This window comes from Companilactobacillus muriivasis (assembly GCF_036246245.1).
Lineage (GTDB): Bacteria > Bacillota > Bacilli > Lactobacillales > Lactobacillaceae > Companilactobacillus > Companilactobacillus muriivasis.
Genome location: NZ_BTTQ01000001.1, coordinates 53,045 through 75,504, shown reverse-complemented (window position 1 = coordinate 75,504; position 22,460 = coordinate 53,045). Strand labels below are relative to the sequence as shown.

Sequence of the window (22,460 nt, the reverse complement as noted above, 5' to 3'; positions counted from 1 at the left end):
TTTGAGACCTTCAGCTGGCGTTATTTTTTTGCTGGATGATTCTCATCTGCATCGATTCCACCCATAGCATCAGCTAGGATGTCTTTGAGTGTTGTCATACCTTCCGCAGATAAGCCCTCATCGATTGATTCGACCGTAACTTTAGGATTTTTGAATAACTTAGCTACAAGAGTTTCAAGCATTTCCAAATAAACATCATCTTTACCAGATAAATCGACATACTTTTTTTCTTCGGCGCTAGTTAAAAGCTTTCCAGCATCCAACTTGGCATTCAGAATTTTAAGTTCAGCAGCATCTTCAGATTGTGTCTTGTTGAACTTCAAAACAGATTTGAGTTCACCAAAAGAAATATGTTGTTGCTCGTAGTAGTTAGTTTCACCGGATTTTGGATTATAAAGTTTAATTGAAATCATTATGCAGTTGCTCCTTCATTAGTTGTTGGTGTAGTTGATGAATCATCAGTAGTCTTATGACCTTCGTTATCGAGTGTTTGAGTTGAATCGTCCAAATCGCCAGTAAATCCAGGAAATACAACTTTTGCAAATTGAGCTAAAGTAGTCCCATTTGAATTAGATGCCTTAGTTTTGACTAATTTATCTTTTCTACGAGTAATTGCATTCCCAGTTAGTGAAACGTTGCCAGGCGTCATACCTTTATCTTCGCCGGTCTTCAAATCTTCTGCATCAGTTGTTGCAAACTTTGCTTTAGCGATTCCAATCCACATCGGATTATTGTTGAGATCTTGAGCTTCACCAATGATTGCTACATAAGGTTGGTGAACATCTGATTTAGTCATATAAACCGCATCTTCATTGACTTCATCACCTAAAATCTCTGTCGAAACATCAGATGGCAATTCCATTGCTGTTAGTTCAATCTTTCCTGTACCAGTAACAGCATTTGAAACATAGTAAGCAATATTTGAAGCATAAGTAACGTTCATTTGACCAGAGAATCCAGAAGTCTTCAGTTCAACTGCACCACCGGAATCTTCACCAATTGAAACAACCTTTGTAACATTCTCTTGATCATCAAGGATTCCAAAGATTACTCGTCTAAAACCTTGAGTACCAATTGCTTTTAACTTCTTAGTACCTGTTGGTGTATCAACCATTTTGTAAAATCTCCTTTATATTTTGTGTTTTATCAAATCGGAGAATCAAACGTTGAACGTCATAGTTATCATCTGATTCTTGGGTATCAAAAAAGCACCCAAATTGATGAGTGCTTAAATATGATTCGATTAGATTTTGATATTTCTCTATTTCACGATTAGTAACTGCCAGAACATTCACCTGGCAACTTACTGTTTCATGATTTTTTCTATTACTAGCATAGATATATGAACTAGTCGGTAACGTATAAATCTGAATAATTGGAAATGATTTATTCTGCAGCAGCTTTTCTGGAATCTTCTTATTAATAAAAAGATTAGAATCATCAAATCCGATATTCATTGATTTAATTAAATTTCCAACTTGAATAGCAGCACTTCGAATCATAATCCCAGCTCCTCACGTACTGTCTTTTCAATAATATCTTTGTAGCCTTCTTGACTTTGATTAAGAGTGTTAGAAATGAATGGTTGTGGTGCCTGGTTAATTGTTCCAAGCTCCACAAAATGAACACGCCAGTATGTGTCTGGCCCAAAGCCAACTTTAACTGCTCCAGTTTGATCAACACCTGAATAGACAATGTCATCCTTTAAATGCTTGAAAGTCGTTTTATGGCCAGTGATTTTGTCCATCTCACGTTGACCCTTCCATGACCTGTCAGACTGATTTTCATATGGAGTATTAGCTTCGAGATTATGAACTACAAGATCACGGCCGGCTCGTAATGCTTTATTACGAATTGTTTTACCTTTTCGTCCCAAAGATGAAAGGTTTGAAGTTACATCTTCATCAACACTAAAACTCATTTTTGACCAATCCTTTCACAAACTATTACATCCCACTCTTGGTACTGAGTATCGTAATTAACTGCAGTTATTTGATACTCAATATTTTCAGGATTTTGGAGGTGAACTAGGCGCATGTCAGACGTGATGAGAGGTTCAGTTCGCCTGCGGTGACGGATAACGAACTGTACCTGGTCTCTAAACGCTTCCGGATTTGAAGCAATTTCATCTGCTTTTTTAGTTCTTTCCATAGCAAATAGTTTTGGATAAATAGTCTTATCAGCACCAGGTGTTGGATCCCCATATTCATCAGTTGAGTCTTCACCTTTGGAAACTATTTTGATTCGTTCATTCAACATCCCCGTTTGAGCTATCGACATCGTCCTGAACCTCCTTCCACTTTTGATACTCTGGTTTTAATTGCAAAATAAAAGTCTGCACACCATAGTAAGTTTCTTTTTCCTTACTTGCGGTAGTTGCAGACTTATTTTTGTAATAATAATCAGTTAGCATTTGAACTGCTAAATTGAATCTTGGATTCTTTTTATAGAAATCATCATCTTTAGTTCCACCGATTGAAGAAACAATAGTATCAATTGCCACATCACGATAAGTTGACACTTCAGAATTATCTGCATTATCGATGCGGAGATTATTGATGAGAGTATCTACATCATCTTCAGCCATTTAATCACCAACCTCTATTTATCGGGTACTAATGTTAATAAATCAGTCTTAGTTGTCTTACCAGTTGTATCGATACTATGAGCCTTCAACCAATCAGTAATTTGTGCAACCGTTTGATCAGTTGTTGGTTTCACATCTCCATTAACATCAAATGTATCGGCGCTGGCCCCACCATTCTCATCAGGTGGGGTTACTATTTTCCCACAATGGCCAAACGAAATGCTGAAGCAAGAAGAATTTGGTGATCAAACCATGCTGTGATTTGGAAATAATTGATTCCCTTATCGTAATCCTTCCATTGTTCGTACAATGTTGAAGTAATTTCATAGTTAAGTTGAGCATAGTTGAAATTACCTACAACTGGAGTTGTGGCCAATTCACTAAATCTAACTGGATAACCCAAAATTTCTTCTGGCTTTTTACCAAATAAATCTACGCTGCCATTGGACAATTCCTTAATCATAGCTAAGTAATCAGGTCTTGCCATATAGATTTTAATACCAGCTTGGAAGCCATCTGGAATATCGGCCAAACTCTTCATGATTGCATCGAACATTGATGAACCATTAATCTTCTTAATAGCAACATCATCAGAATAGAAGCTCATATGTTCTTGACCAGCTTTAGGTTCCTTTGAAAAAGCAACCCGTTTCTCTTTCATGGCCAATCCTGATTGTAATTTTGCATTCACATACTTAACCAAAGCAGTATCAGTTCCCATTAAAATTGATTCTGAAATAGCTGCTTTAATCTTGGTCTTGTATCGACCGAATGATACAGTATCGCCCTTGGTCTTTAATTCGTTTGCAACTTGTTGATCATCAACAAAGCTATCATCATCAATTTCGAATTGAATTCTTGGCAAGACTAAATTAATGATTGTAGACATAACTTCATCCTGTCGAAGTGGGTTGTTATCCAAAGGTTCCGCAATAATATCATTTGAAACGGTTGTAGGTAGAAATGCTTGTCCATTTGAACCACCATCAGAACCATTATCATCACCAAGAACCTGCAAAATATCCTTAGATGGCGCCTCATTACGCATGACAGAACGAATAAGTTGAGCATAAGCGTGAGTTTTCTTTTCTTTAGGATCTAATAGGTTCTTAAAATCTTTCCCTTTTTTAGATTCAGATTTTTCTCTCTTATCAACTTGACCCTTCAACATATTAAACCGTGATTCTAGTCCGTCTGCCTTTTGGCTTAGGTCGTTTAATTCTTTATCCGGAATTGATGGGTTCCCAGCTTTCATAGCAATTTCATCATTTACTTGTTGTAATTCTTGCCCTAGTTGGGAAAGATTATCTCGCATTTGATATAAAGTTACTGGCATTAATTTGTTCCTCCTAATGTTTGTTTGATTTTTTCATTATTTTGTTTTGCCTTTTCAATTAACTTAAGACGTGATTCTGATACTTGTTTGGATTCTTCTTTAACAATTTGAGATGGCAAATGTTGAAACATATTCTTGAATTTATCGGGAACTACACAAGCCACCGCCTTATTTGCTTCAAGAACCTCGTCTGCAAGACCATAATTGACCGCCTCATCGGCAGATAACCAGGTCTCATCGTCCATCAATTTTTTCAAATCGTTTTCTGTAATCTTTCCATTCGATTTTGCTAAATAAGTAGCAACTGAAGTTTCTCTAACACGGTCCAAATCATCAGCTTGCTTGCGTAGTTGTTCAGCATTACCTGCAACAAAAGTCATAGGATTATGAATCATCATCATTGAATTTTCGGGCATAAAAATAGTGTCACCCGACATTGCGATGACACTTGCGATTGATGCTGCTAAACCGTCAACATATACATTCACGGTAGCTTTATTTTGTTTTAACTGATTGTAAATTGAGATTCCCTCAAATACAGAACCACCAGGCGAGTTGATATGAAGATTAATAGTCTTAACATCCCCTAATTGCTTCAAATCATCTCTGAATGAGGCACCGGTAGTATCTGAGTCATCCCACTTTTGACTAACAATTTCACCATCAATATTTACATCGGCACTGTCATTACTTGTTTGGGTCATTTCCCAAAACTTGGGTTTCTTCTGTTGTGGCATTCTTTGTCACCCCCTTTCGTTGAGTTGGGTCCATATCTATTGGATATAGATCTCCGGAAACAAATAATTTATCGGCATATTCATCCCCTGATTCAGGTAAATCTTCCAAATCAAGAATGTCATTCGTTGTATAAATACCATTACGGCGCATAATCTGATAGAAGTTTGCTCTTGCCTGCATGTCACCTCGAAGCAATGAGTTCATATTGAATTTGAAATAACTTCCACCATTTAAATCTGCTGAAGTTAAAAGTTTTTTCTCAAATTCTTGTTCATACTGCCGAACAATTGGAGTCAACGTCATTTGTACAAATTGGGTCATTAATTGCTCGTTAGAACTGAACGTTCCACCCGTTGTGGCATTTAAGAATTGAATTGGAACATTGAAAGCATTAGCAATTCTTTTATCAGTAATATCGTTCATGTTCTTTAGGTCTGCAGAAATAAAATTTCTCTGAAGTTGCGTAATTTCTACACCAGGTTCTTGAAATAATACCCCTGAACTAGACTGATTATATTTTTTGAACATTGCAATAATTCTCTGGATTTGGTCAGGGCTGACTCCAGCTCCATATTTCAAAATAAAGCTATCTTTCTTATTCATTTCATTCAAAGAGAATTCTTTAACTGAATCATCAAAATCTAAAGCACCCCTAAGTACATCTAATGGCGAAATGCCTGAATACCTCGAAGCACCTGCAATATGTTTAACATGAATAATATCCTGATTGAATACGTAGGTATTGATATTGTATTGTGCTGAGATTACATGGTACCAAAGACTACCATCATCTTTATTAATCACCGGCTCTACATCCAATGGGTTTATTGGAATTAAATTTTCTGGAATATTGTAATCATTACGTTCAATAATCGCATATCCGTTACCGTAAGTATTTCGATCAGTTTCCAAGCGATTAATAAAATCAAATGCCGTCATATTATCATTTGGAGCATACTTTATTAATCTACTGACCGAATCATTAACTTCCTCTTGCTTCTTTAATTCCTTAACTGGCAATGATGATAGCGTATTTGATAATCTGGTAATTACGCTAAAAATTGTTTCATTGGTTTCCAATGCATGTTGTTTGGATCCATAAAAAGATTTGCCGAACCAATCAGAAAAATCGAAAGCCTTTCCAGACCAACTCTTCTTATCTGACTTAGATCGAAAAAATTGTTTGAACCTATTCATTAGGCCCATTCAATCACCTCCTTTAATCAAATGATACGAATGTAATTCTACTTCCTTGTTGCTTAATCAATTTGTTTACTACATCAACATGAGCATCCAATAGGGCCGCAAAACCATCAATCTTACGTGACAATGTTTGTTTTTGTGGCAACCAATTATCATTTCTATCCTTGATGAGCTTGATATTATTTAAATACCAACGAAATAATTTGGAATTGTTATAAATAACCTTCCCATCAAGTAGAAGCTCTTTCAGGTTCTGCATTGGTCCACCAAGTGTCAAGAATCCTTGTCTTACCTCTTGAGTAACAAAGCCATAATTCTCCATCGCTTTATTAAGTAGTAAAGCCTTGGCGGGATCATACATTACCTTAGTAATTTGATATTTATTACTCATCTCAGTAAACCAGTCTAAAACATATTCATATTTAACATAGTCACCTGGAATAATTTCTAACTCCCCAGATTTTTCCCATGCTTTAATACGTTCAGGATTTTTATCCCTTTTGTACCTAGCTTCTGGAACCCATGATTTCTCAAGTACAAAAATACCTCCGTCATCAAGAGGAAACTCCAGACAAGCAGAGGTAAAATCTTCTGTTTCCGATAAATCATACCCACCGGTACACTCACGGCCTTCAAGTAATTTAATATTGAGAACCTTATTATTTTTCAAAATTGTATCAGTAGTAACAAAACTTAACTCATCTGTTTCACTGAAAATATTGAACTGCTTAGTAATCCAATCAGCGTATTCTCTAGGGTTCTTACGGTCTTTCTTGTAATCCCCTATCATGTCTACCATTTCCATTAAACAAATGTTAGGATTGGCTTTTTCCCACATTTCGGGGTCATTAGCTTCTTGCTTATTATCAAGCTTTGCTAAGTAATAGAATGTACGTTCATCAATGTGATCGTCATAATTCTTCAAACAATCTTGACCATTATCAACGAAATCCATTAATGGACCATCGAGAACTGTCCCTGCAGTTGATATATACATAATCAATGGCTGTTTTCTTGTACCACGGGAACGTTTCATTACATTAATCAATCTATAGTCCTTATATTCATGAATTTCATCAAAAACAGCAAAGTGAAGGTTTTTCCCATCCTTATTTTTGGTATCTGCTGACATTGGAACGATTGTACATTTTCTTTTTGGAAATCTAATTTCCTGCCTATTTGCAACAAATCTTTCAGAAAGAAACGGTGATGATTTAATCATGGCCATAGACTCATCAAACAATTCATGGGCCTGCCCTTTATCATTGGCCAAAAAATAGACATTAGCACCACGTTCACCATCAAAGCCAGTCATATAATCAGCCAGACCAGATTCTAGTGTTGTCTTACCATTCTTACGGCCAACGAAAACTACTCCTTCACGAAACCTACGGTATCCAGTATCACGATGCACCCAACCACATAAACATCCCACAATGAAATGTTGCCATGGTTGCAATACTAATTGACTATAATCACCTTTTGATGGCTTACATTTAGATTCAATAAAACGAATCGGTCGCCATGCTTTTTCCTCATCAAATACCCATGGAAAATCATCAGTACCTTGTCTCTCTAAATCTTTCAATTGACGTTCACATGCAGCAATGACTTCCTTAGATGCCGGAATATCACCTTCAACTACCATATTTGCATAATAATTTGTTAATAATATTGGACTGGGGTTTTTAAGATAGGCCCATCCCTCACGGTCAGCCTTATATTTATCCCACCAATTTGTTAACTCTGTAAATGAATAATCTAAAACATTAGTCGAACTCATCATTATTATCATCCCCGTCAATCTCGGCAGGCATGCTTATTGCTAACGAGGCACGAGAACCTGGAGTCATTCCAAGCTCACCCGCTAATTTATCCAACAGTTGAGCCGAATTTCTTTTCTCACGAATAAATGGATTAACTCGTCCTTTCATCATGAAACCTTTTTGTTTAATTTTTCTATCAAAGGAATGATAGTCAGCAAGCGTATCACAGTACAATGCCAAAGTATTAACATCACCATTGGTCAATAATTGGGTTGGTTCCATGACTTCAACAATTCGTTTGAACTCTTTAGCACCTGTTGCTGTCAACCAAGTTGGTGGCTCCAACTTATCCCTTGGCAAACTCAATTTCTCTTCATTTTTTTGACGTTTATGTAATTCCTTTTTAGTTTTGTTATTCGGATTGCCTTCTAAAACATGTAGAAGTGCACTTTTAGCATTCTGTGGCAAAGTTTCCTCCTTTCCACCCAACAAAAAAGCTCCAAGCCACTGATACAGTAATGGTTTAGAGCTAATGTGAATTAACTTTTTTTATTGAAAAACGAATTTATCACGCATTTGGGACTACACCGTTGTCTGGGATTTCGTTCAAATATCTTTTGAGGTAGGGGGGCTACCAAAACAATTTGTCATCATCTTTATTCGATGCAAACTTAAAAACATCAGAACGTTTCTTAACCTTAGCCTCATGTTTGAAGTATTGCTTATTACCAGAACCTTTTTCGGGATGTTCTTGATTATGGTGTTCTAAACAGATAACTTCTAAATTATTTTGATCAAGTCTCTTACTCCAGTCATCTCTTAAGGGAATGATATGATGGACTGTCTTAGCAATGGTTATCTTGCCTTCTCTCAAACAGTCTTGGCATAGGTAATGCTGTCGTACTAGCGTCGCCTGTCTCGCATCATGCCATGCTTTCGTATGATAGAATCTTACGTACCTATCAGTCTGTCCAGACAATAGCAGCATCCCAATTAACCTTTGAGCCATCTTCTGGCTTGACCAGTTCAAACTCTCTAGCCTTAAGTGCATCTTCAAGCGCTGACTTACTGATGGTTATGGTTGACCTAATGAACCTACCGTTGCTTGCCTCTGCTCTATCAGTCTTGAATGGTACGCCATCTAATCCCTGCATGGCTGTATCATATTCATCTTCAGACATAACGATTACTTTCTTCATTAACTATTCCTCCTTTAAATGTAATGAACTTCTTGGGAATCCATTTATCATCAAATAACCTATAACAATCTTCATCATTGATAATATCTGAACCTTCAAGTCTCCATGATGTTCCATTTAATAGATACCCAACTGTATCACCATTATGGTTATACACTGGCGCATCACCTATACAACTAATTGTGCCAACTGTCATGTTCTACCAACTCCAATTCATTTCAGCTAATGTATTAATACGTATTGATGTACGTACTAATACGTGTTATACTTATTAAGTAATAAAGAAAGGGGTGAACAAATGAAACAAGCAAAGTTAATTAAGCTATTCAAGAAAAATGGCTGGCACTTATATAGACATGGTGGCAATCATGATATCTGGACTAACGGCAAGGATAAAGAACAAATACCTCGTCATAAAGATATAAACGAAATGTTAGCCAAAAGCTTAATTAAAGAGCATGACCTCGAATAGAGGCCTTGCTTTGCTGTATTCATTGTTCACTCATAAGGAGGAAATATAATGAAAGTAATTTATCCTATTGTTATAACTAAAACTGATGATACTGATACACCATACTTCATTAGCATTCCAGATATTGACGGTATGACTCAAGGTAAAACAATTGATAATTCTATTGAAATGGCACGCGATTATATTGGCTTAAAGGTTATGGATCTACAAGACTCCAATGAACCAGTGCCTAGTTCGAACTATGAACTACCAAAATCAAAAGAAACAGACGTTGTTACTCTTGTTGACGTTGACATTGATAGTTATCGAAAGAAACATGATACTAAACTAATCAAAAAAACTTTGACCATACCCAACTATTTAAATATGCTTGGCAAAGAAAATGGAGTTAACTTCTCAGAGATTCTAACCGATGCCCTTAAATCTAAACTGAACGCATAAAAGGCTGCGACAATTAATCGCAACCTTTTTTATTTTCTCTTATGAATTAAATCCCACATTACACCGGTATGAACCTTAACAACTTCACCATAATTATTGTTAATTTTATTAAAATTGTTTTTGTTGAGTCGGATACCTCGAACTTTCATATCTCGGATAATTAAGTGATACATTACGTTAACTAATCCATACTCAAGTTCCTGGGTAGTGACATCTTCATCAACATGAACTGATATGGTGTCATCTTCTTTGGTAACATTCAAAACTGTTTTCATAACATCATTCCTTTCATTACAAAGCGAGCCTTGGGAATCGGACCCAAGTATAATTAAGACTATCTAAAATAATTTTGGAGGAATTTCAGTATCTTACAATGGTCTAACGTCCAGGTGTTAAACCTTAAATAGTACCAACACTCGCAAAATGATGAGCGTTATCATAACTCACCAGCAAATTAGAACTAACTTTGTTGATAATTAAATGCTCCTTTTGAGGTAGAGTAACCTGTCGCTATCTCTATGTAATTATCAACAATATCAATATAACGCATTAAAAGTTCGGTCGCGGTTCGGTCTTTGTTCACTAAAAGTTCGGTAAAAGTTCACTTTTTGAAATTAAGTGAATTGACTCCATGTGACTTGTTCATATACATGCAAATCTTCAGTAGCTTGAAAGGCATCGGCAAACCATAATAATGCAATTTTCTTTTTTGTTTGATATTGTGTATGTCCGAAATTAACATCAGTCTCCGTCTCATAGTCTTTCATCCCTTTTACATATAAATCCTTCAGTATTAAAGAATATCTACCAGGGCAGTTATTAATAGCTCTGATGGTGGCAATCACTTTAGGTCTTGCTTCGAAGTGATCAACTATCTTATCCTCCAAACTATTTCTAACATTGCTGCTCTTACTACCAATACCACCAAAACTTGGGGACTTAACATCTAACATTGAGTACCCAGCTTGCATAACCAACCTTGGAAAATCCTTTTTCAAATACTCTCTGACCTTATCTTGAGTTTCTGTTTCATTAATACGCGGTAATAAACTCATAAGTAACAGCCCCCGTGTGATATAATTGATTTGCGAAAAAACAACATATCACCACAGAAAGACATCTACTGATTAGTAGGTGTCTTTTTTTCTGTTATTTCATCAATTAACCTCAATCTCATCTAATTTATAAAATTTAAAACCAAATGTTTTTAAGTTCTCAATTAAGGAATCTTCATCATCAAGGGATTCAAAGAACTTAGCCTTTTTTAATGAATTTGATACTTTATAATCAATGGTTTGAGTACCATGCCAATCATTTTCTTCAAACACCTTTTTCAAATATAAATCATTATTAATCTTTGCTACGTACATCACTCGTCCCCCATAGACTTTTCATAATTAAGAACATTCCTAGTACTTGATCATGAGTCAGGACCCTTTCAGCAATATCACCATTCACGGCAAATATCGAACCATTTTTATCAATATGAATATAATCAGGGATGTCTAACTTATTAATTGCAGCGACACGTTCTTCATTCTCGCGAATAATCATTTTAAGAATTTTCGTATCAGCCAAGGCTTTTTTATTAATTGATTCTAATATCTGCTTGTTAGATAACAATCTTTCATCTGACTTGCGTTGATATTCTTGAAGATTACTTTTTTCTTCATCAATTCTCTTAGATTCAATTTTGACTAATTCTTTATATTTATACATGTATATAAAGTTAGAAATAACAAAAATCGCAAATAAGAAACTTGAAATTGTATATAATACATTACCTGCGTCTATTAACGTTTGTTCCTCCTGTTAAATGGCTTACGACATATCGGACAATACTTTGTATAAAAGAATTTACCTTCGCCAGCCAGAATCTTTAAAAATCCTCTTCTAGTAATTGTTACAGATCCATTATTTGAAATAGCAATTGGATTACAGTACCAACAAGCATTCATTATCTTGTTTCCTCTCAAATGTTTAATTCTGGTAACTCTAAAATTCTTGTTAACAATTTATAATCGGCTTTAGTAGTTTCCAATGCTTGATATCCAAACATACCGTCATAAGCAATAAAGTAATTAGTTGTCATTATTACTGAAGATGTATACATCCCTTTAATACGATTTATCTTTAGAGTTTCCAACGTTATTCCCGTTTCGTGATTAATACGTACCGTTACCCATTTAGCCATGCTCCACCTCATAATTACCGTTATCCATTATTACTTCAACAGCTTTGGCAAAGTTCAAATCGTCTTTTGATAACCAATCATCAAACAATTTTAAATCGTACCAATCATTACTATCCTCCGTAGGATTATCACTATAATTTCCATATTCAACATTTAAAAGATTGGCCACCATTTCAATCTTATCTAAAGGATCGATAACCTTTTCATTATTTACCCTATTTCTATACTTAGGTGCATAGCATTTGTACCAGTAATCAAAGACCTTAGGCATAATTGGTTTAGAATAAAGTTCTTCTTTAATGTTATAAATGCGCATTTGTAAATCTTTGAAAACTTCAGCATCCATATCACTCCCATAGTCATAATTAACACCAGCATCGTATTGCTTAGCACCATATTCATCTACTAGACTCATTATTTTTTCTTTATTCATCAATAACTTCTCCATGTTCATAATTCAGCGGTTTGCTCGATAAAATAGCTTCTTCATTATCCGAATAACCAATCGAAGCTAATGTAATTACCTTATTAATAACTCTAATCGTATAACCATCATCTCTAACCTTAACTAACCAATGACAGTTAGCTGCTACCCATTTTGTGAACCAGGTATTCCAATGATTTTCCTCTCTTAGAATATATTGAGCAGCGGTATGAATATCTCCAGACAAATTGTTTTCTTTGAGCCATTCTTTATATGGCCATCCACTTCCTAATTCCTTAAAAACATCCATATCCTCTTTTAAAATAGTTATTTCATTCATCAGCATTCTCCTTCAAAATCTCATCAATGGCCACGGCACAAGAATAAGCATCATCATGTCTATCATCTTCACTATCAAACATTGAATACTCTTCAAAATATTCAACTACTGCATTGAACTGTTTAGGATTCATTTTTTTCTACCTCTAATTTTTATAATTGCATTAGCGTAATCGATTTGAGCCCACATATAACGATCAGTATCCTTACCACCCATCGCAAGCCAATCCTCCATACGATGACAAATATCACTTACTACCTCATACGGAAGGCTTTTATACAATTCCTTAAAAATCTCAATGGGATTCTTTTTCATTTTTCAAAGCCTCTATTTCATCAATCAAACCAAAAATATCTTTACTATCCAAATTGATATCTATTTCAACCATATTCAGATGTCTTAGTCTCTTTCGTATTGATTTGTTCAATCCTAAATACATTTTCAGAGGCATAACAAATTGATTCTTAGCATTGGTCCGAGGAACAAAATACTTAACCTCTCCGCTTTCAAGTTCCTTCAATTCATAATCAATATTTACTCCCAGTAATTTGAATAGAATAATACTCAAGTTATTAACCGATTTTATTAACTCTTTAGGATTAGGTTTAAAATTGTCATCCATTTAAATAACTCCCTTTTCACATCCATCATCCATTTCAGCAAGCTTCCGAAGATGATAAGAATTTTTATTTAAAATCCAGTCAACTGTCTCATCTGAAATCTTTAACGCATCAGCAATCTCAATCCTTGTATAACGATTCTTATGCATTTGATAGACAGCTAACTCTCTATCTGTAATTTTCACTATGCAATCACCGTCACATGACCGGATTGAATTTCATCATCTAAATTATCTGAAAGGTATTGTTTAATATTATTCATCGCTTCATTTTTCCAGGCACCACCATCAGCTTCAAATAAGGCTGCTTGCATACCCTCACGCATTCTGAATATAAAATTACTAATTGGTTGATCAACTTCAACGAAGGTACGGTATGGTTTCATTGCTACGGGGTTTGGAGCTTTAACTTCAGCAACACTCGCTACACCTTGTTTGACTTGAACTGACTGGCTTACACCATCATCAGTAGCTGAATGAACTTGTTCCTCTTTCAAATTACCGATGACTTTTAAAATCAAATCTCTATCAGTTGTTTGCACAAAACGTGATTGCAATGCGATATTCAAAGTTTCAGCATCATAATATTCATCAAAGTTAAAGCTTGGAATCATGGCACAAACATTAGCCAAGTCTTCCCTACGACCGTACTTGTCTAAAGCCCCAAATACTTCAACATGTTCTGGGGAAACAACTTGAACAAATAATTCATTTGTTGAACGTTCCTTCATGTTCTTTAAGAGCTCAACTAATCCGGATAAGGTTGAAAGTCCAACTTCATCACAACTATTGGTTTGAGGGATGATTAATCTAACATCCCCATCGTTATCGACCCGATAGTTTTCTCCATTAATTTGAACAATTCTCTTATCTCCAACTGATTCATTAGCCATTTCTTGAATTTTTTGAATTGATTCTCTTGTTAAATCTGCCATTTTTAATCACCTATGCCTTTGCCTTATTTGGTTTTTGTAAATCAACTATTTTTTGAGGTTCATTTTTATTAGCAGTGCTTGCTGCAGGAGCATTTTTTTCAACATCTTCAACCTTTTCACCAGTATCAGTACGAACATCCCCGTGATCATCAAAGTATGTCTGACCTTTAACACCAGACTTCAACTCATTGGCCTCTACTGAGCCTGTATCAGTGTTTCTACCGACAAGCAATATAGTTGATACCCCATCTTGTGGAACTATCTTAGATTTGACTTCTGAGTACACAGACACAGCATCACGATTATCATTTGGCTGATAGGTCAAAGTAATTGTTACTGTCCGTTTCTTTTTTGCATCGGTATTGGGATCAAGAATATTTTCAGTAACTTTCTTCAATTCCTGAACAAATTTTTCTTGAACGCCACCATTGGCCATTGTTGATAAATCAAAATTAATTAGTTTTCTATTTTTTGTCATTCTTCATTACTTTCCCTTCTTGTAAGTAACATCGGCAGAAATACGATTACGTGTTCCTTCACGCATTTCAACTGAAATAACCTGAATACGATTTTCTCTAATCCAATTTTTAATATTCTGCTTAACAAGATAATCACGATCTTCTTTAAAACGTTTAATGTGTTTTTCAATCATTTGTACGTCTCCTAATATTTAAATTCGTCAGGATTACCAATAACAATCTTATTAACGTTCTTGTCAAAAGCTCCATATTTTTCAAGTCTTCTAAGTCCTTCAACGAAAATTAGCTTATTACTATTTGGTCTGGCACCTATGCTCAAAATATCAGGTAAATCAGCCACATCAATTTGATATTCAACTTCAGGATTATTCATTTCCTCACGTGCATCTGCCCAAATATCAAACTGTTCGCTATTAACGTTAGGAATTAAAACATCATCAACAATTTTTCTGACAGCTTTTAGATATTCAGGTTCATCCTCGTAATCTTTGCTGAAATCGTCCCAATCAGATTCAATGTTTTCTAACGTATAATCCGCCTCATCCCTTCGACAGCAGTTCAACTTTTCCAAGATGTAGCCTGTTGCATACGTCTCATAATTAACTTTTCTAACAGGATTCCAGGTCGGAGAAAATACTGCCTGACCAGCATCACCAGTAATTTGAATCGATTGGGGATGTGCTAACAAAGTGTAAGTAATGCTATACATGATTGTTCCAGGATGTTGAAATGTTGCCACCATGACATCATCCGTGTGTATTGTCTTAGTTAAAACTATGTTATTGAACCATAAATCAAAATTTACATCGTTCATCTGAAACATCTCCTAACCTAAAATGGTAAATCATCATCAGATATATCTATTGGTCTACTGTTATCAGCAAACGGGTCACCATCTGTGTTGCTTGACGTGCTAGGATTATTTGAGCCTCTTTGCTGATTGCTATGGCCGTTACCTTGCTGAGCCTGTCCATTATGTTGATGACGTGATTCAGCCTCTTGTCTTGATTCAAGTAATGAGAAATGATCAGATATGACATCTGTCCGATAGATACGCTGTCCTTGATTATTTTCATATGAACTAGTTTGAATACGTCCATCAATACCAATCAATGACCCTTTAGTAGCATATTTTCCAAGATTCTCGGCTGCTTTTTTCCAAAGCTGACAGCTAATGAAATCTGCTTCACGTTCGCCCTTTGAGTTAGTGAATGTTCTATTCACGGCCAAAGTGAAATTAACGTATGCTACACCATTGCCACCCTGAGTGAACTGGACGCTTGGGTCTTTAGTAAGTCTTCCAACCAGCACCACACTATTGATCATGTTTAGTAGTCCTCTTTTCTAATTCGATTATTTGACTGGCAAAATCTCTGGCAATCTCTGGATCACTACAATTTGTCATCATAAGTCGTTGTGTAAAAACTACTACCGGTCCACCTGCAAGAAGTTCATTGCTGAATCGAACGACCAGTTCTTTTTGAGCGCTATTTAACTTTTTTACTCTTTCGTCCATTTAAATCACCTTATCGTTTTTAATATTCTTTCTCGTAGCAGCAAGCTTTTCAGCCAATTCTTTTGCTTTTTTCTCATATTCATCATCAGTTGGAATATCCGCTTGATGCTCTGGAGCACTCCAATCGGTACCAACCTCAACAATTGGCTGTCTACCAGTTCTTTTGCTCAATGGAATGTTTGGCTTTTCATTTAAATAACTTTCAAACTTATCGCCAAATAATGTATCAGGTCTCAAATAAATATTTCTGATAGGATCGTTGAGCCAATTAATAATCTTGTTATCAACGACCTTCTTAAAATCATCAAATCTAAATCCTTCATCCCATCTGTCCGAAATTACTTGTCTCGTTTTAATAGTCGTTGATTTAAATGATTTTTTTGTTTTGGTATTTAGGTAATCGATTATTGATTGATATGGAATAGCACGGTCGGGTTTCCCGACAGTATTATTATCTATATGGTTATCTAGTAATGGTTCTCTATCCTTATAGTTTTCTAAGTAGGGGTATTTAGTTTTGTAAGTAGGGGCATCAAATTTATTAAGTACCCCATTAAATTTATTAAGTAGGTAAATCTCTCGCTTAATAATTTGTTTGGGCTTATCTGGATTGTAAAATCGTTTGGTTTCGATATATTTTTTCTTCTCCAAGTCAGTGGTTAGTTGAGATGCCCTTGCTGACTTACAACCAAGAAAATTAGCAAAATGAGTATTACTAGCGAAACATCCGGTATCATCATTTGATAAACTACTTATTTCAGTTATCATTGCCATTTGAATCTTGCTAATATTTTTATCAAATAGAAGTTCTTTAGGTATCCAAACGCCTTTAAAGTTTCGCTTGTAATCATCAATGTCTTCTAGCTCCTCAACAGTTAAATCAGTTCTATGCTGCTGAATTGGATATACTTTAATTGGGTAAATTTCACGTCTATTAACTTGTTTAGTCCCTTGCTTATAAAAGAGCTTAACTGTTATATATTTGCTTACAGAGAGGCTCTTGATAAGCTGTGAGACACGTGCAGAACTTATTCCAAGAATCTTACTGAAGTGCTGATTGTTCGCATAACATCCTCGTTTGCCCGCCAATCCAATAACTTCCGCATAAAAAAATCGTTCAATTACGCTGAGTGTTCTATCAAGCCAAATATTTTTTGAGATCCATATGCCCGTAAAGTTTTGAACTGTTTCATCAGTCATATAAATCACGCCTTACATAAATATTTTTTTGTAGCCTCAGGCGTTGTATAATAAACATGTGTTTGGGGTGTTTACTATCAACACTCATCGATACCAATTCCTGTAAGATATGGTATCGACACTATGCAGCCTTCTTCTTATTGAGGAAGGCTTTTTTCTTTTCCTCAAATTTAGGATCAGCACAAATGTAACTTGCAAATAAATCAAAGTATTCTTGAATCATTGAATGCTCATAAAAAGGTCTGAGTATAAATCCCAATAAGAAAAATAGAACTGGCACCCAAACGATTGGTGGTATTGAAATGGTCATTAATAAATTCCCCCAATATCAAACTTATAATGTAATGTCCCATCCTCTATTTGAGTTACTGAAATATGTGCTTCACTCAAAGCATCTAAAGCCTCATCTGATAATTTGAAATTAAGAAATATGGTTAAATGATCATTACCTTCACTGACTGTTCTTTCAATTTTTTCAGCCAGACTTCGATACTGTCTGTCCATAGCTATAATTGGCAATTTATATTGCAATTGTTTTAATTCATTCATTTTTTAAATCCTCCTAATGTTTCAAATCTAATTTTCTAGTCAAAGTGGTAACGAACCAGTCGGTTGCAGCCAAATCATCAAAACTTGGTTCCCAGCTTATTCCGTAATACTTACCACCAAATCCATAAGGAACCATTTCACAGTAGCCACGATGTCCTCCATCTTTACTAGGCACAATAATTAACCTTGGCCCTGGTATTGAATCTGACACCCATGATTCACGTGTAATACCTTTGAATCCTTTATTTTTAATATTTACAATCTCATCATCACGTTTACGTGATTCTAAGACTGCCGATCTAATATCCATAAATAGTGATTCTCCTTAAATTGCTTTATGGCTGATAACAATATCTAGCATTTATTTGCTATACTTTTACATGGAAAGGATAGTAAAAATGCCTGATATTAATTTTGATATAATTATTCATATAATTTCCTTGATTTATAACTTCATAAGTTCCAATTTAATCTCATTAATTTCTCTGATTGTAGCCATCTACGTTGCAATACAAAATTCAGCTCACTTAGATTTTCTACCAGATGAAAAACCAACCTGGGTATTAGCTATCCTTTCGTCTAATGGAAAACGTATATCCAATGAAAATGGCATGGCTTTATATAGTCTAAAATTAATAAATTCATCAAACTTTGATATTGGTTATTTTGATTTAAGAATTGTTTCTTTAAGTAAAGATCACGAAATAAATTTCTATAACAAAAGGCAATTAACCAAAACAAATCATATAGAAAAATTTCACCCGTCATCCGTCGCGGTAAACAAAGATACTTTCATTGCATACGATATGCCAAATGGTCGAGAGGGAATGTTAAAAGCACATTCAATAACCAATATTGATCTGATATTTACCCCAGATAAAAATGAAAATAATGATAATTTCCTTGCTGTTTTAAAAGTGGCTAAGCGAAAAAGTATTTTCAAAAATACTAAATATGGTTATATAAACTCTAAATATGAGTCTTTTTCACATTCTTTTTCTTTAGATTCATCATCGAAACCTGACTATGAGGAATACCTAAAAGACTGGAACGAAGACAAGCCTCTTGATAAGAATCAAACATCATAGAATCTCATAAAATAAAATATTTAACTTTTTTACATCCGTTGGATGTATTTTTTTTTCATTCTTAACAATTCACCTTTCAAATTTATAATTTCTCTCTAAAAATTCAGCTCTCGCGCATGATTTTTATTTTTTATTTAAGATAAACTCGTCAACTTCATGACGGTTATAAAACTTTGTTGCTCCTACCAAGTGGTAGGGTAGATCTCTCAGATTAGCATCAATAGAACTGTCCGAAAATGGTAAATAATTAGGCAAGTCTGATCGTTTCATCCACGTTTTTAGACCCTTTTGCTCATTTGCCCGAGTGATGCCTCGAATTGTTGCTTGGTAAGCAGACTGTTCAATTTGAGCTAACTGCTCATCACTTAAAACTATTGATAAAGTTTGCATGTCCATGAGATCACCTCCCTTCATTCAAAAACTTATTAACGAAGTATGTTTGACCTTTACCAGTAACTTTCGGAGTTCGAGTAACACGTACTGAACCATCCGGATTGTTATAGGTTCGTTCTTTAATTTCAAATATCTTCAAGTTCATAGACTTTTGTGTTGGTAAATTCCTATCTGACCGACTTCCAGCAATCAAGTAGCCATTGTCCCTCAACCATCTAAATAACCTACCAGCACCGATATTTACTCCATTCTGGCTAATTAGCTTTGCAAGCTCTCCAACCAATATGCTGGTGTCACTTGTTTCAACTGCATTTGCAAAAAGAACCTTAGGTTTCATCTGTTCAATTTGATCTTGTTGATTAGCTGCTAGTCTCAATGCCTCTGACATTGAAGTGGGGATGTTAAATCCACCGTTCTTGATTTGGTCTTCCATCTGGTTGAAAGCCTCAATATATTTGATCTTAAACTGAATTGCCTTTTTACCATTGAATCCCATGGCCAATAACGTGAACCCATCACGATTCATGTAATACATTGGATATTCTTTACCACGGTTTAAATACATCCCTTGAACAAACATTTCGCTGGCCACTTTTGGCGAGCCAGATTCCTCAATGATTTGTTCAATGGATCGATTAACTTTGGATGGTTCTTTATTAAAGGACTCTGCAACTTGTAAACTGCTCGTAACGGGTTCCTTGTTTTTTAAAACAACTAAGTTATCCATTTAACCGCTCCTTTCATTTTATTTTCCAACGCCTCTCATGTTTTTAATTTTTTCGCTAAAAGCGTTATTGCTTCCAAAAAAAATATAGTCTTGAGGCACATTATAAATAGCTGTCACCTTATCTATTTCTGAGATCCTTAAATCGGAGGAATCTCTCTCCCACTTTTGAAGTGTTGGTTTGGAAATATTAAGACGCTTAGAAGCCGTTGCCTGATTTAATCCGGCTCTTACTCTAAGGTCTCTCAAAGTATGCTTAGCTCTTATAGGAACTCTCTTATCAGACATATACATACCTCCTTTACAACAAATAGATTATCACGCTTTTAGCGAAAATACAATGTTTATTTGTTTTAAAGCGTGTTTTTTTGTCTAAAAGAAAGAATTTTAACGCTTTTTGTGATATATTGTAATTAATGAAGCGAGGTTAATGACAATGACAAAAGATATTAAAGAAATATTCTCTGATAATTTGCAACGATACATGGATATTCATGACGAAAATATAACCAAACTTTCTGATTCTGTTGATGTCGCATATTCAACAGTCTCTGATTGGATTCATGCTAGAAAAATGCCACGTTCTGGATCTCTAGAACTATTAGCAGAACACTATAATATCAACATTTCTGACTTAACCTCATCCAAATTCGAAATGATTCCTAATCAAACAGCAACAAAGGGAATTCCTATCCTTGGTGAAATTGCCTGTGGTGATCCTATAACTGCCGAAGAAAATATCGAAGGATACTTATATGAACCGGTTGATTCTTTACCTAGCGGAAATCTATTTTATTTACGTGCTAAAGGACAATCAATGGAACCAACCATTCCAGATGGATCAGACGTATTAATTCGTGAACAACCAGAGGTAGAAGATGACGAAATTGCTGCTGTCCTTGTTAATGGCGATACTGAAGCCACTCTTAAAAGAATCAAACACCAGGACAGCATAGTTATGCTTATGCCTGATAATCCATCGTATTCTCCTTATATTGTTACAAAAAGCAATCCTGCTAGAATTCTTGGAAAGGCAATTCGCTTTACAACCGAACTCTAATGAGAATATTTTGATTGCCATTAAAGTTATTTAAAGTACATGGGGGATTTATTATGGGGATGTTTACAAATAAGCAAAAGTTTACTGCAGATAGTGTCTATTCTAAAGAAGTAAAACCATTATTAAAAAAAGATGGATTTACTCACGTCATTATGGTTAACAGTTTCAGCAAATGGATTAATCAAATTTTCGGTGCAGAAGATAAATACACTGTACAGATAGATGGCATTCTGTCTGATATGCAAAATGATAATTTTGAAATAATAGATGTTAAATTCGATTCACTTAAAAATCAAGGGGTTTTTAAAGATATGGAGGGATTTCATACATTAATTACATATAAATAATTTAGTTGTCCAAATACTGATGACTTTAAAAGCTGAACATGTGTTTATAGGGGGAAATTATGAACAAATATTCAAAGGTATTATTAACAAGCATTGCTGCTGTTACTTTATCTACTACTTTTTTAGAAGCACCAGGATTAAGCCTTAATCCAGTACAAGAAACAGTTGTTTCCGCTAAGGCAAAACAAGCAACCCTAATTCCCGGAACTTACAAGGTTGGATCAAAAGCAGAATTGAAACCAGGTAGATATACCATCACATCAAGCGACGGTTCCAGTGGTAACATCTCCTCTACTGCTAAAAGAAGTTTACACGGTGATTCAATAAATGAAATCCTTGGTAGTGAAACAGATTATGGCCAAGTCCCTTCCGTAACAGCCTCTTTAGCTAAAGGGGACAAAGTTAAAGTTGAGGGATTAACTTCAGCATCATTCACACCAGTAACAAAAAGAAATAAGAAGAATACTACTACCCTTGCAACTGGATTTTGGGTAGTTGGCAAAGATATTAAAAAAGGCAAATACACTGTAACTCCTCCAGATGGCCAAAGTGGTAACTTCATGGTTACACCTAAGAGTGTCTTGGGCGATTCAACTAACGAAGTCCTTGGTGGCGATACTGATATGTCACAAGTTCCAAAAGTAAATGTTAAATTACATAAGGGCGATAAAATTATTATTGCCGGTATGACACAAGTGAACTTTGCAAAAAAGTAAATAATAATAAATAAGTCTCACGTAGGCTTATTTATTTTCGCAAATTAACTAAAATTCAATTATCTTTTCCAAATAAAAAAGACCCCACACATCAATGTGCAGGGTCAAATAAATAATTTAAGGAGGTGATGCCC

Annotated in this window: 44 protein-coding genes; 6 read left to right on the top strand and 38 right to left on the bottom strand. The window is 35.1% G+C overall.

The annotated features are described in order from the left end of the window. Positions 1 to 20: 20 nt before the first annotated feature. From gpG to AAA923_RS00405, 14 genes are all read right to left on the bottom strand, one after another. Positions 21 to 413: a phage tail assembly chaperone G gene (gpG, locus tag AAA923_RS00470; RefSeq protein WP_338213879.1), complete on the bottom strand. Its 393-nt coding sequence runs from the start codon at positions 411 to 413 to the stop codon at positions 21 to 23. Next, complete coding sequence (locus tag AAA923_RS00465) at positions 413 to 1,114, bottom strand: major tail protein (protein ID WP_338213878.1); 702 nt, start codon at positions 1,112 to 1,114, stop codon at positions 413 to 415. Before AAA923_RS00465 ends, gpG begins: the two co-directional genes overlap by 1 nt. Continuing rightward, positions 1,107 to 1,502 (bottom strand): hypothetical protein, encoded by a 396-nt coding sequence (locus AAA923_RS00460; RefSeq protein WP_338213877.1) that lies wholly within the window; start codon positions 1,500 to 1,502, stop codon positions 1,107 to 1,109. Before AAA923_RS00460 ends, AAA923_RS00465 begins: the two co-directional genes overlap by 8 nt. Then, the gene (locus AAA923_RS00455) at positions 1,499 to 1,921 is read right to left on the bottom strand and encodes an HK97-gp10 family putative phage morphogenesis protein (RefSeq protein WP_338213875.1); all 423 of its coding nucleotides are present in this window, start codon (positions 1,919 to 1,921) and stop codon (positions 1,499 to 1,501) included. The genes AAA923_RS00460 and AAA923_RS00455 overlap by 4 nt, the downstream gene beginning before the upstream one ends. Then, a complete protein-coding gene (locus AAA923_RS00450) occupies positions 1,918 to 2,280 on the bottom strand; it encodes a head-tail adaptor protein (protein WP_338213873.1) in 363 nt (120 codons plus the stop codon). Before AAA923_RS00450 ends, AAA923_RS00455 begins: the two co-directional genes overlap by 4 nt. Further along, positions 2,249 to 2,587 carry a head-tail connector protein gene (locus tag AAA923_RS00445; RefSeq protein ID WP_338213872.1) on the bottom strand — a complete coding sequence of 113 codons (339 nt, stop codon included), beginning with the start codon at positions 2,585 to 2,587 and terminating at the stop codon, positions 2,249 to 2,251. Before AAA923_RS00445 ends, AAA923_RS00450 begins: the two co-directional genes overlap by 32 nt. Before the next feature lie 193 nt (positions 2,588 to 2,780). Beyond that, on the bottom strand, positions 2,781 to 3,923 hold the full coding sequence (locus tag AAA923_RS00440; RefSeq protein WP_338213871.1) for a phage major capsid protein: 1,143 nt from the start codon (positions 3,921 to 3,923) through the stop codon (positions 2,781 to 2,783). Beyond that, positions 3,923 to 4,660, bottom strand: coding sequence for a head maturation protease, ClpP-related (locus tag AAA923_RS00435; protein WP_338213869.1), 738 nt, complete (start codon positions 4,658 to 4,660; stop codon positions 3,923 to 3,925). Before AAA923_RS00435 ends, AAA923_RS00440 begins: the two co-directional genes overlap by 1 nt. Then, positions 4,611 to 5,867, bottom strand: a complete 1,257-nt coding sequence (locus tag AAA923_RS00430; protein WP_338213868.1) for a phage portal protein — start codon at positions 5,865 to 5,867, stop codon at positions 4,611 to 4,613. Before AAA923_RS00430 ends, AAA923_RS00435 begins: the two co-directional genes overlap by 50 nt. A 13-nt stretch (positions 5,868 to 5,880) precedes the next feature. Continuing rightward, positions 5,881 to 7,647, bottom strand: coding sequence for a terminase large subunit (locus tag AAA923_RS00425; RefSeq protein WP_435890154.1), 1,767 nt, complete (start codon positions 7,645 to 7,647; stop codon positions 5,881 to 5,883). Beyond that, on the bottom strand, positions 7,634 to 8,098 hold the full coding sequence (locus tag AAA923_RS00420; protein ID WP_338213866.1) for a phage terminase small subunit P27 family: 465 nt from the start codon (positions 8,096 to 8,098) through the stop codon (positions 7,634 to 7,636). The genes AAA923_RS00425 and AAA923_RS00420 overlap by 14 nt, the downstream gene beginning before the upstream one ends. Before the next feature lie 163 nt (positions 8,099 to 8,261). Then, on the bottom strand, positions 8,262 to 8,609 hold the full coding sequence (locus tag AAA923_RS00415) for an HNH endonuclease (RefSeq protein ID WP_338213864.1): 348 nt from the start codon (positions 8,607 to 8,609) through the stop codon (positions 8,262 to 8,264). Next, positions 8,593 to 8,829 carry a hypothetical protein gene (locus tag AAA923_RS00410; protein WP_338213862.1) on the bottom strand — a complete coding sequence of 79 codons (237 nt, stop codon included), beginning with the start codon at positions 8,827 to 8,829 and terminating at the stop codon, positions 8,593 to 8,595. The genes AAA923_RS00415 and AAA923_RS00410 overlap by 17 nt, the downstream gene beginning before the upstream one ends. Next, positions 8,804 to 8,986: a hypothetical protein gene (locus AAA923_RS00405; RefSeq protein ID WP_338213861.1), complete on the bottom strand. Its 183-nt coding sequence runs from the start codon at positions 8,984 to 8,986 to the stop codon at positions 8,804 to 8,806. The genes AAA923_RS00410 and AAA923_RS00405 overlap by 26 nt, the downstream gene beginning before the upstream one ends. Before the next feature lie 141 nt (positions 8,987 to 9,127). Between AAA923_RS00405 and AAA923_RS00400 the strand changes: the two genes are divergently transcribed. Beyond that, positions 9,128 to 9,301, top strand: a complete 174-nt coding sequence (locus AAA923_RS00400) for a type II toxin-antitoxin system HicA family toxin (RefSeq protein ID WP_338213860.1) — start codon at positions 9,128 to 9,130, stop codon at positions 9,299 to 9,301. 48 nt (positions 9,302 to 9,349) lie between these two features. Continuing rightward, positions 9,350 to 9,742: a type II toxin-antitoxin system HicB family antitoxin gene (locus tag AAA923_RS00395; protein ID WP_338213859.1), complete on the top strand. Its 393-nt coding sequence runs from the start codon at positions 9,350 to 9,352 to the stop codon at positions 9,740 to 9,742. Positions 9,743 to 9,771: 29 nt separating this feature from the next. Here the strand turns inward: AAA923_RS00395 and AAA923_RS00390 are convergent, their stop codons facing one another. From AAA923_RS00390 to AAA923_RS00290, 21 genes are all read right to left on the bottom strand, one after another. Further along, positions 9,772 to 10,017 carry a hypothetical protein gene (locus AAA923_RS00390; RefSeq protein ID WP_338213857.1) on the bottom strand — a complete coding sequence of 82 codons (246 nt, stop codon included), beginning with the start codon at positions 10,015 to 10,017 and terminating at the stop codon, positions 9,772 to 9,774. A gap of 339 nt (positions 10,018 to 10,356) precedes the next feature. Then, positions 10,357 to 10,797 (bottom strand): ArpU family phage packaging/lysis transcriptional regulator, encoded by a 441-nt coding sequence (locus tag AAA923_RS00385; protein WP_338213856.1) that lies wholly within the window; start codon positions 10,795 to 10,797, stop codon positions 10,357 to 10,359. Positions 10,798 to 10,899: 102 nt separating this feature from the next. Beyond that, positions 10,900 to 11,112, bottom strand: a complete 213-nt coding sequence (locus AAA923_RS00380) for a hypothetical protein (protein ID WP_338213854.1) — start codon at positions 11,110 to 11,112, stop codon at positions 10,900 to 10,902. Beyond that, on the bottom strand, positions 11,093 to 11,461 hold the full coding sequence (locus AAA923_RS00375) for a hypothetical protein (RefSeq protein ID WP_338213852.1): 369 nt from the start codon (positions 11,459 to 11,461) through the stop codon (positions 11,093 to 11,095). The genes AAA923_RS00380 and AAA923_RS00375 overlap by 20 nt, the downstream gene beginning before the upstream one ends. Positions 11,462 to 11,714: 253 nt before the next feature. Then, positions 11,715 to 11,936: a hypothetical protein gene (locus tag AAA923_RS00370; RefSeq protein ID WP_338213851.1), complete on the bottom strand. Its 222-nt coding sequence runs from the start codon at positions 11,934 to 11,936 to the stop codon at positions 11,715 to 11,717. Further along, positions 11,929 to 12,351 (bottom strand): hypothetical protein, encoded by a 423-nt coding sequence (locus AAA923_RS00365; protein ID WP_338213850.1) that lies wholly within the window; start codon positions 12,349 to 12,351, stop codon positions 11,929 to 11,931. The genes AAA923_RS00370 and AAA923_RS00365 overlap by 8 nt, the downstream gene beginning before the upstream one ends. Before the next feature lie 10 nt (positions 12,352 to 12,361). Beyond that, the gene (locus AAA923_RS00360; protein WP_338213849.1) at positions 12,362 to 12,700 is read right to left on the bottom strand and encodes a hypothetical protein; all 339 of its coding nucleotides are present in this window, start codon (positions 12,698 to 12,700) and stop codon (positions 12,362 to 12,364) included. After that, positions 12,693 to 12,833, bottom strand: a complete 141-nt coding sequence (locus AAA923_RS00355; RefSeq protein ID WP_338213848.1) for a hypothetical protein — start codon at positions 12,831 to 12,833, stop codon at positions 12,693 to 12,695. The genes AAA923_RS00360 and AAA923_RS00355 overlap by 8 nt, the downstream gene beginning before the upstream one ends. Further along, the gene (locus tag AAA923_RS00350; protein WP_338213847.1) at positions 12,830 to 13,015 is read right to left on the bottom strand and encodes a DUF6877 family protein; all 186 of its coding nucleotides are present in this window, start codon (positions 13,013 to 13,015) and stop codon (positions 12,830 to 12,832) included. Before AAA923_RS00350 ends, AAA923_RS00355 begins: the two co-directional genes overlap by 4 nt. Further along, positions 12,996 to 13,322, bottom strand: a complete 327-nt coding sequence (locus AAA923_RS00345; protein WP_338213846.1) for a hypothetical protein — start codon at positions 13,320 to 13,322, stop codon at positions 12,996 to 12,998. The genes AAA923_RS00350 and AAA923_RS00345 overlap by 20 nt, the downstream gene beginning before the upstream one ends. Further along, the gene (locus AAA923_RS00340) at positions 13,323 to 13,505 is read right to left on the bottom strand and encodes a hypothetical protein (protein WP_338213845.1); all 183 of its coding nucleotides are present in this window, start codon (positions 13,503 to 13,505) and stop codon (positions 13,323 to 13,325) included. Further along, positions 13,505 to 14,254, bottom strand: coding sequence for a hypothetical protein (locus AAA923_RS00335; protein WP_338213844.1), 750 nt, complete (start codon positions 14,252 to 14,254; stop codon positions 13,505 to 13,507). Before AAA923_RS00335 ends, AAA923_RS00340 begins: the two co-directional genes overlap by 1 nt. Before the next feature lie 10 nt (positions 14,255 to 14,264). Continuing rightward, the gene (locus AAA923_RS00330) at positions 14,265 to 14,732 is read right to left on the bottom strand and encodes a YfdP family phage-associated protein (protein ID WP_338213843.1); all 468 of its coding nucleotides are present in this window, start codon (positions 14,730 to 14,732) and stop codon (positions 14,265 to 14,267) included. A 6-nt stretch (positions 14,733 to 14,738) separates the two neighbouring features. Further along, positions 14,739 to 14,906, bottom strand: a complete 168-nt coding sequence (locus AAA923_RS00325) for a hypothetical protein (RefSeq protein ID WP_338213842.1) — start codon at positions 14,904 to 14,906, stop codon at positions 14,739 to 14,741. An 11-nt stretch (positions 14,907 to 14,917) separates the two neighbouring features. Next, positions 14,918 to 15,547, bottom strand: coding sequence for a hypothetical protein (locus AAA923_RS00320; RefSeq protein ID WP_338213841.1), 630 nt, complete (start codon positions 15,545 to 15,547; stop codon positions 14,918 to 14,920). A gap of 17 nt (positions 15,548 to 15,564) precedes the next feature. Continuing rightward, positions 15,565 to 16,059, bottom strand: a complete 495-nt coding sequence (gene ssb / locus AAA923_RS00315) for a single-stranded DNA-binding protein (RefSeq protein WP_338213840.1) — start codon at positions 16,057 to 16,059, stop codon at positions 15,565 to 15,567. Then, entirely contained in the window at positions 16,049 to 16,249 is a 201-nt protein-coding gene (locus AAA923_RS00310; RefSeq protein WP_338213839.1) for a hypothetical protein, read from the bottom strand. The genes ssb and AAA923_RS00310 overlap by 11 nt, the downstream gene beginning before the upstream one ends. Next, positions 16,250 to 17,449, bottom strand: a complete 1,200-nt coding sequence (locus AAA923_RS00305) for a conserved phage C-terminal domain-containing protein (protein ID WP_338213838.1) — start codon at positions 17,447 to 17,449, stop codon at positions 16,250 to 16,252. It lies immediately after the preceding gene. A 121-nt stretch (positions 17,450 to 17,570) separates the two neighbouring features. Continuing rightward, a complete protein-coding gene (locus AAA923_RS00300) occupies positions 17,571 to 17,759 on the bottom strand; it encodes a hypothetical protein (RefSeq protein WP_338213837.1) in 189 nt (62 codons plus the stop codon). Next, positions 17,759 to 17,998 (bottom strand): hypothetical protein, encoded by a 240-nt coding sequence (locus tag AAA923_RS00295; protein ID WP_338213836.1) that lies wholly within the window; start codon positions 17,996 to 17,998, stop codon positions 17,759 to 17,761. The genes AAA923_RS00300 and AAA923_RS00295 overlap by 1 nt, the downstream gene beginning before the upstream one ends. 13 nt (positions 17,999 to 18,011) lie before the next feature. Next, entirely contained in the window at positions 18,012 to 18,308 is a 297-nt protein-coding gene (locus AAA923_RS00290) for a hypothetical protein (protein ID WP_338213835.1), read from the bottom strand. A gap of 88 nt (positions 18,309 to 18,396) precedes the next feature. On the opposite strand from AAA923_RS00290, the gene AAA923_RS00285 reads away from it, so the two are divergent. After that, the gene (locus tag AAA923_RS00285) at positions 18,397 to 19,086 is read left to right on the top strand and encodes a hypothetical protein (RefSeq protein WP_338213834.1); all 690 of its coding nucleotides are present in this window, start codon (positions 18,397 to 18,399) and stop codon (positions 19,084 to 19,086) included. A 123-nt stretch (positions 19,087 to 19,209) separates the two neighbouring features. Here the strand turns inward: AAA923_RS00285 and AAA923_RS00280 are convergent, their stop codons facing one another. From AAA923_RS00280 to AAA923_RS00270, 3 genes are read right to left on the bottom strand one after another with little or no spacing between them, the layout of a single operon-like run. Then, on the bottom strand, positions 19,210 to 19,482 hold the full coding sequence (locus AAA923_RS00280; RefSeq protein WP_338213833.1) for a hypothetical protein: 273 nt from the start codon (positions 19,480 to 19,482) through the stop codon (positions 19,210 to 19,212). 4 nt (positions 19,483 to 19,486) lie between these two features. Then, positions 19,487 to 20,206 (bottom strand): phage antirepressor KilAC domain-containing protein, encoded by a 720-nt coding sequence (locus AAA923_RS00275; protein ID WP_338213832.1) that lies wholly within the window; start codon positions 20,204 to 20,206, stop codon positions 19,487 to 19,489. Between the two features lie 18 nt (positions 20,207 to 20,224). Further along, positions 20,225 to 20,491, bottom strand: a complete 267-nt coding sequence (locus AAA923_RS00270; RefSeq protein ID WP_338213831.1) for a helix-turn-helix domain-containing protein — start codon at positions 20,489 to 20,491, stop codon at positions 20,225 to 20,227. 148 nt (positions 20,492 to 20,639) lie between these two features. Between AAA923_RS00270 and AAA923_RS00265 the strand changes: the two genes are divergently transcribed. From AAA923_RS00265 to AAA923_RS00255, 3 genes are read left to right on the top strand one after another with little or no spacing between them, the layout of a single operon-like run. After that, the gene (locus AAA923_RS00265; RefSeq protein WP_338213830.1) at positions 20,640 to 21,263 is read left to right on the top strand and encodes a LexA family protein; all 624 of its coding nucleotides are present in this window, start codon (positions 20,640 to 20,642) and stop codon (positions 21,261 to 21,263) included. A gap of 53 nt (positions 21,264 to 21,316) precedes the next feature. Further along, positions 21,317 to 21,610 (top strand): hypothetical protein, encoded by a 294-nt coding sequence (locus AAA923_RS00260; RefSeq protein WP_338213828.1) that lies wholly within the window; start codon positions 21,317 to 21,319, stop codon positions 21,608 to 21,610. Positions 21,611 to 21,669: 59 nt separating this feature from the next. Next, positions 21,670 to 22,326, top strand: coding sequence for a hypothetical protein (locus tag AAA923_RS00255; RefSeq protein WP_338213826.1), 657 nt, complete (start codon positions 21,670 to 21,672; stop codon positions 22,324 to 22,326). Positions 22,327 to 22,460: the final 134 nt, after the last annotated feature.

Excerpts from the sequence above, each read along its gene's own strand:
- AAA923_RS00275 (WP_338213832.1), bottom strand. The coding sequence starts at position 20,206 with ATGGATAACTTAGTTGTTTTAAAAAACAAGGAACCCGTTACGAGCAGT.
- gpG (WP_338213879.1), bottom strand. The coding sequence starts at position 413 with ATGATTTCAATTAAACTTTATAATCCAAAATCCGGTGAAACTAACTAC.
- AAA923_RS00440 (WP_338213871.1), bottom strand. The coding sequence starts at position 3,923 with ATGCCAGTAACTTTATATCAAATGCGAGATAATCTTTCCCAACTAGGG.
- AAA923_RS00390 (WP_338213857.1), bottom strand. The coding sequence starts at position 10,017 with ATGAAAACAGTTTTGAATGTTACCAAAGAAGATGACACCATATCAGTT.
- AAA923_RS00365 (WP_338213850.1), bottom strand. The coding sequence starts at position 12,351 with ATGAGTCTAGTAGATGAATATGGTGCTAAGCAATACGATGCTGGTGTT.
- AAA923_RS00400 (WP_338213860.1), top strand. The coding sequence starts at position 9,128 with ATGAAACAAGCAAAGTTAATTAAGCTATTCAAGAAAAATGGCTGGCAC.
- AAA923_RS00395 (WP_338213859.1), top strand. The coding sequence starts at position 9,350 with ATGAAAGTAATTTATCCTATTGTTATAACTAAAACTGATGATACTGAT.
- AAA923_RS00380 (WP_338213854.1), bottom strand. The coding sequence starts at position 11,112 with ATGTACGTAGCAAAGATTAATAATGATTTATATTTGAAAAAGGTGTTT.
- AAA923_RS00265 (WP_338213830.1), top strand. The coding sequence starts at position 20,640 with ATGACAAAAGATATTAAAGAAATATTCTCTGATAATTTGCAACGATAC.
- AAA923_RS00370 (WP_338213851.1), bottom strand. The coding sequence starts at position 11,936 with ATGGCTAAATGGGTAACGGTACGTATTAATCACGAAACGGGAATAACG.
- AAA923_RS00455 (WP_338213875.1), bottom strand. The coding sequence starts at position 1,921 with ATGAGTTTTAGTGTTGATGAAGATGTAACTTCAAACCTTTCATCTTTG.
- AAA923_RS00460 (WP_338213877.1), bottom strand. The coding sequence starts at position 1,502 with ATGATTCGAAGTGCTGCTATTCAAGTTGGAAATTTAATTAAATCAATG.
- AAA923_RS00350 (WP_338213847.1), bottom strand. The coding sequence starts at position 13,015 with ATGAAAAAGAATCCCATTGAGATTTTTAAGGAATTGTATAAAAGCCTT.
- AAA923_RS00310 (WP_338213839.1), bottom strand. The coding sequence starts at position 16,249 with ATGGACGAAAGAGTAAAAAAGTTAAATAGCGCTCAAAAAGAACTGGTC.
- AAA923_RS00450 (WP_338213873.1), bottom strand. The coding sequence starts at position 2,280 with ATGTCGATAGCTCAAACGGGGATGTTGAATGAACGAATCAAAATAGTT.
- AAA923_RS00255 (WP_338213826.1), top strand. The coding sequence starts at position 21,670 with ATGAACAAATATTCAAAGGTATTATTAACAAGCATTGCTGCTGTTACT.
- AAA923_RS00375 (WP_338213852.1), bottom strand. The coding sequence starts at position 11,461 with ATGTATAAATATAAAGAATTAGTCAAAATTGAATCTAAGAGAATTGAT.
- AAA923_RS00305 (WP_338213838.1), bottom strand. The coding sequence starts at position 17,449 with ATGACTGATGAAACAGTTCAAAACTTTACGGGCATATGGATCTCAAAA.
- AAA923_RS00320 (WP_338213841.1), bottom strand. The coding sequence starts at position 15,547 with ATGAACGATGTAAATTTTGATTTATGGTTCAATAACATAGTTTTAACT.
- AAA923_RS00270 (WP_338213831.1), bottom strand. The coding sequence starts at position 20,491 with ATGTCTGATAAGAGAGTTCCTATAAGAGCTAAGCATACTTTGAGAGAC.
- AAA923_RS00300 (WP_338213837.1), bottom strand. The coding sequence starts at position 17,759 with ATGACCATTTCAATACCACCAATCGTTTGGGTGCCAGTTCTATTTTTC.
- AAA923_RS00430 (WP_338213868.1), bottom strand. The coding sequence starts at position 5,867 with ATGGGCCTAATGAATAGGTTCAAACAATTTTTTCGATCTAAGTCAGAT.
- AAA923_RS00410 (WP_338213862.1), bottom strand. The coding sequence starts at position 8,829 with ATGAAGAAAGTAATCGTTATGTCTGAAGATGAATATGATACAGCCATG.
- AAA923_RS00445 (WP_338213872.1), bottom strand. The coding sequence starts at position 2,587 with ATGGCTGAAGATGATGTAGATACTCTCATCAATAATCTCCGCATCGAT.
- AAA923_RS00465 (WP_338213878.1), bottom strand. The coding sequence starts at position 1,114 with ATGGTTGATACACCAACAGGTACTAAGAAGTTAAAAGCAATTGGTACT.
- AAA923_RS00335 (WP_338213844.1), bottom strand. The coding sequence starts at position 14,254 with ATGGCAGATTTAACAAGAGAATCAATTCAAAAAATTCAAGAAATGGCT.
- ssb (WP_338213840.1), bottom strand. The coding sequence starts at position 16,059 with ATGATCAATAGTGTGGTGCTGGTTGGAAGACTTACTAAAGACCCAAGC.
- AAA923_RS00295 (WP_338213836.1), bottom strand. The coding sequence starts at position 17,998 with ATGAATGAATTAAAACAATTGCAATATAAATTGCCAATTATAGCTATG.
- AAA923_RS00360 (WP_338213849.1), bottom strand. The coding sequence starts at position 12,700 with ATGAATGAAATAACTATTTTAAAAGAGGATATGGATGTTTTTAAGGAA.
- AAA923_RS00285 (WP_338213834.1), top strand. The coding sequence starts at position 18,397 with ATGCCTGATATTAATTTTGATATAATTATTCATATAATTTCCTTGATT.
- AAA923_RS00425 (WP_435890154.1), bottom strand. The coding sequence starts at position 7,647 with ATGAGTTCGACTAATGTTTTAGATTATTCATTTACAGAGTTAACAAAT.
- AAA923_RS00260 (WP_338213828.1), top strand. The coding sequence starts at position 21,317 with ATGGGGATGTTTACAAATAAGCAAAAGTTTACTGCAGATAGTGTCTAT.
- AAA923_RS00435 (WP_338213869.1), bottom strand. The coding sequence starts at position 4,660 with ATGCCACAACAGAAGAAACCCAAGTTTTGGGAAATGACCCAAACAAGT.
- AAA923_RS00325 (WP_338213842.1), bottom strand. The coding sequence starts at position 14,906 with ATGATTGAAAAACACATTAAACGTTTTAAAGAAGATCGTGATTATCTT.
- AAA923_RS00330 (WP_338213843.1), bottom strand. The coding sequence starts at position 14,732 with ATGACAAAAAATAGAAAACTAATTAATTTTGATTTATCAACAATGGCC.
- AAA923_RS00385 (WP_338213856.1), bottom strand. The coding sequence starts at position 10,797 with ATGAGTTTATTACCGCGTATTAATGAAACAGAAACTCAAGATAAGGTC.
- AAA923_RS00280 (WP_338213833.1), bottom strand. The coding sequence starts at position 19,482 with ATGGACATGCAAACTTTATCAATAGTTTTAAGTGATGAGCAGTTAGCT.
- AAA923_RS00355 (WP_338213848.1), bottom strand. The coding sequence starts at position 12,833 with ATGAATCCTAAACAGTTCAATGCAGTAGTTGAATATTTTGAAGAGTAT.
- AAA923_RS00290 (WP_338213835.1), bottom strand. The coding sequence starts at position 18,308 with ATGGATATTAGATCGGCAGTCTTAGAATCACGTAAACGTGATGATGAG.
- AAA923_RS00345 (WP_338213846.1), bottom strand. The coding sequence starts at position 13,322 with ATGGATGACAATTTTAAACCTAATCCTAAAGAGTTAATAAAATCGGTT.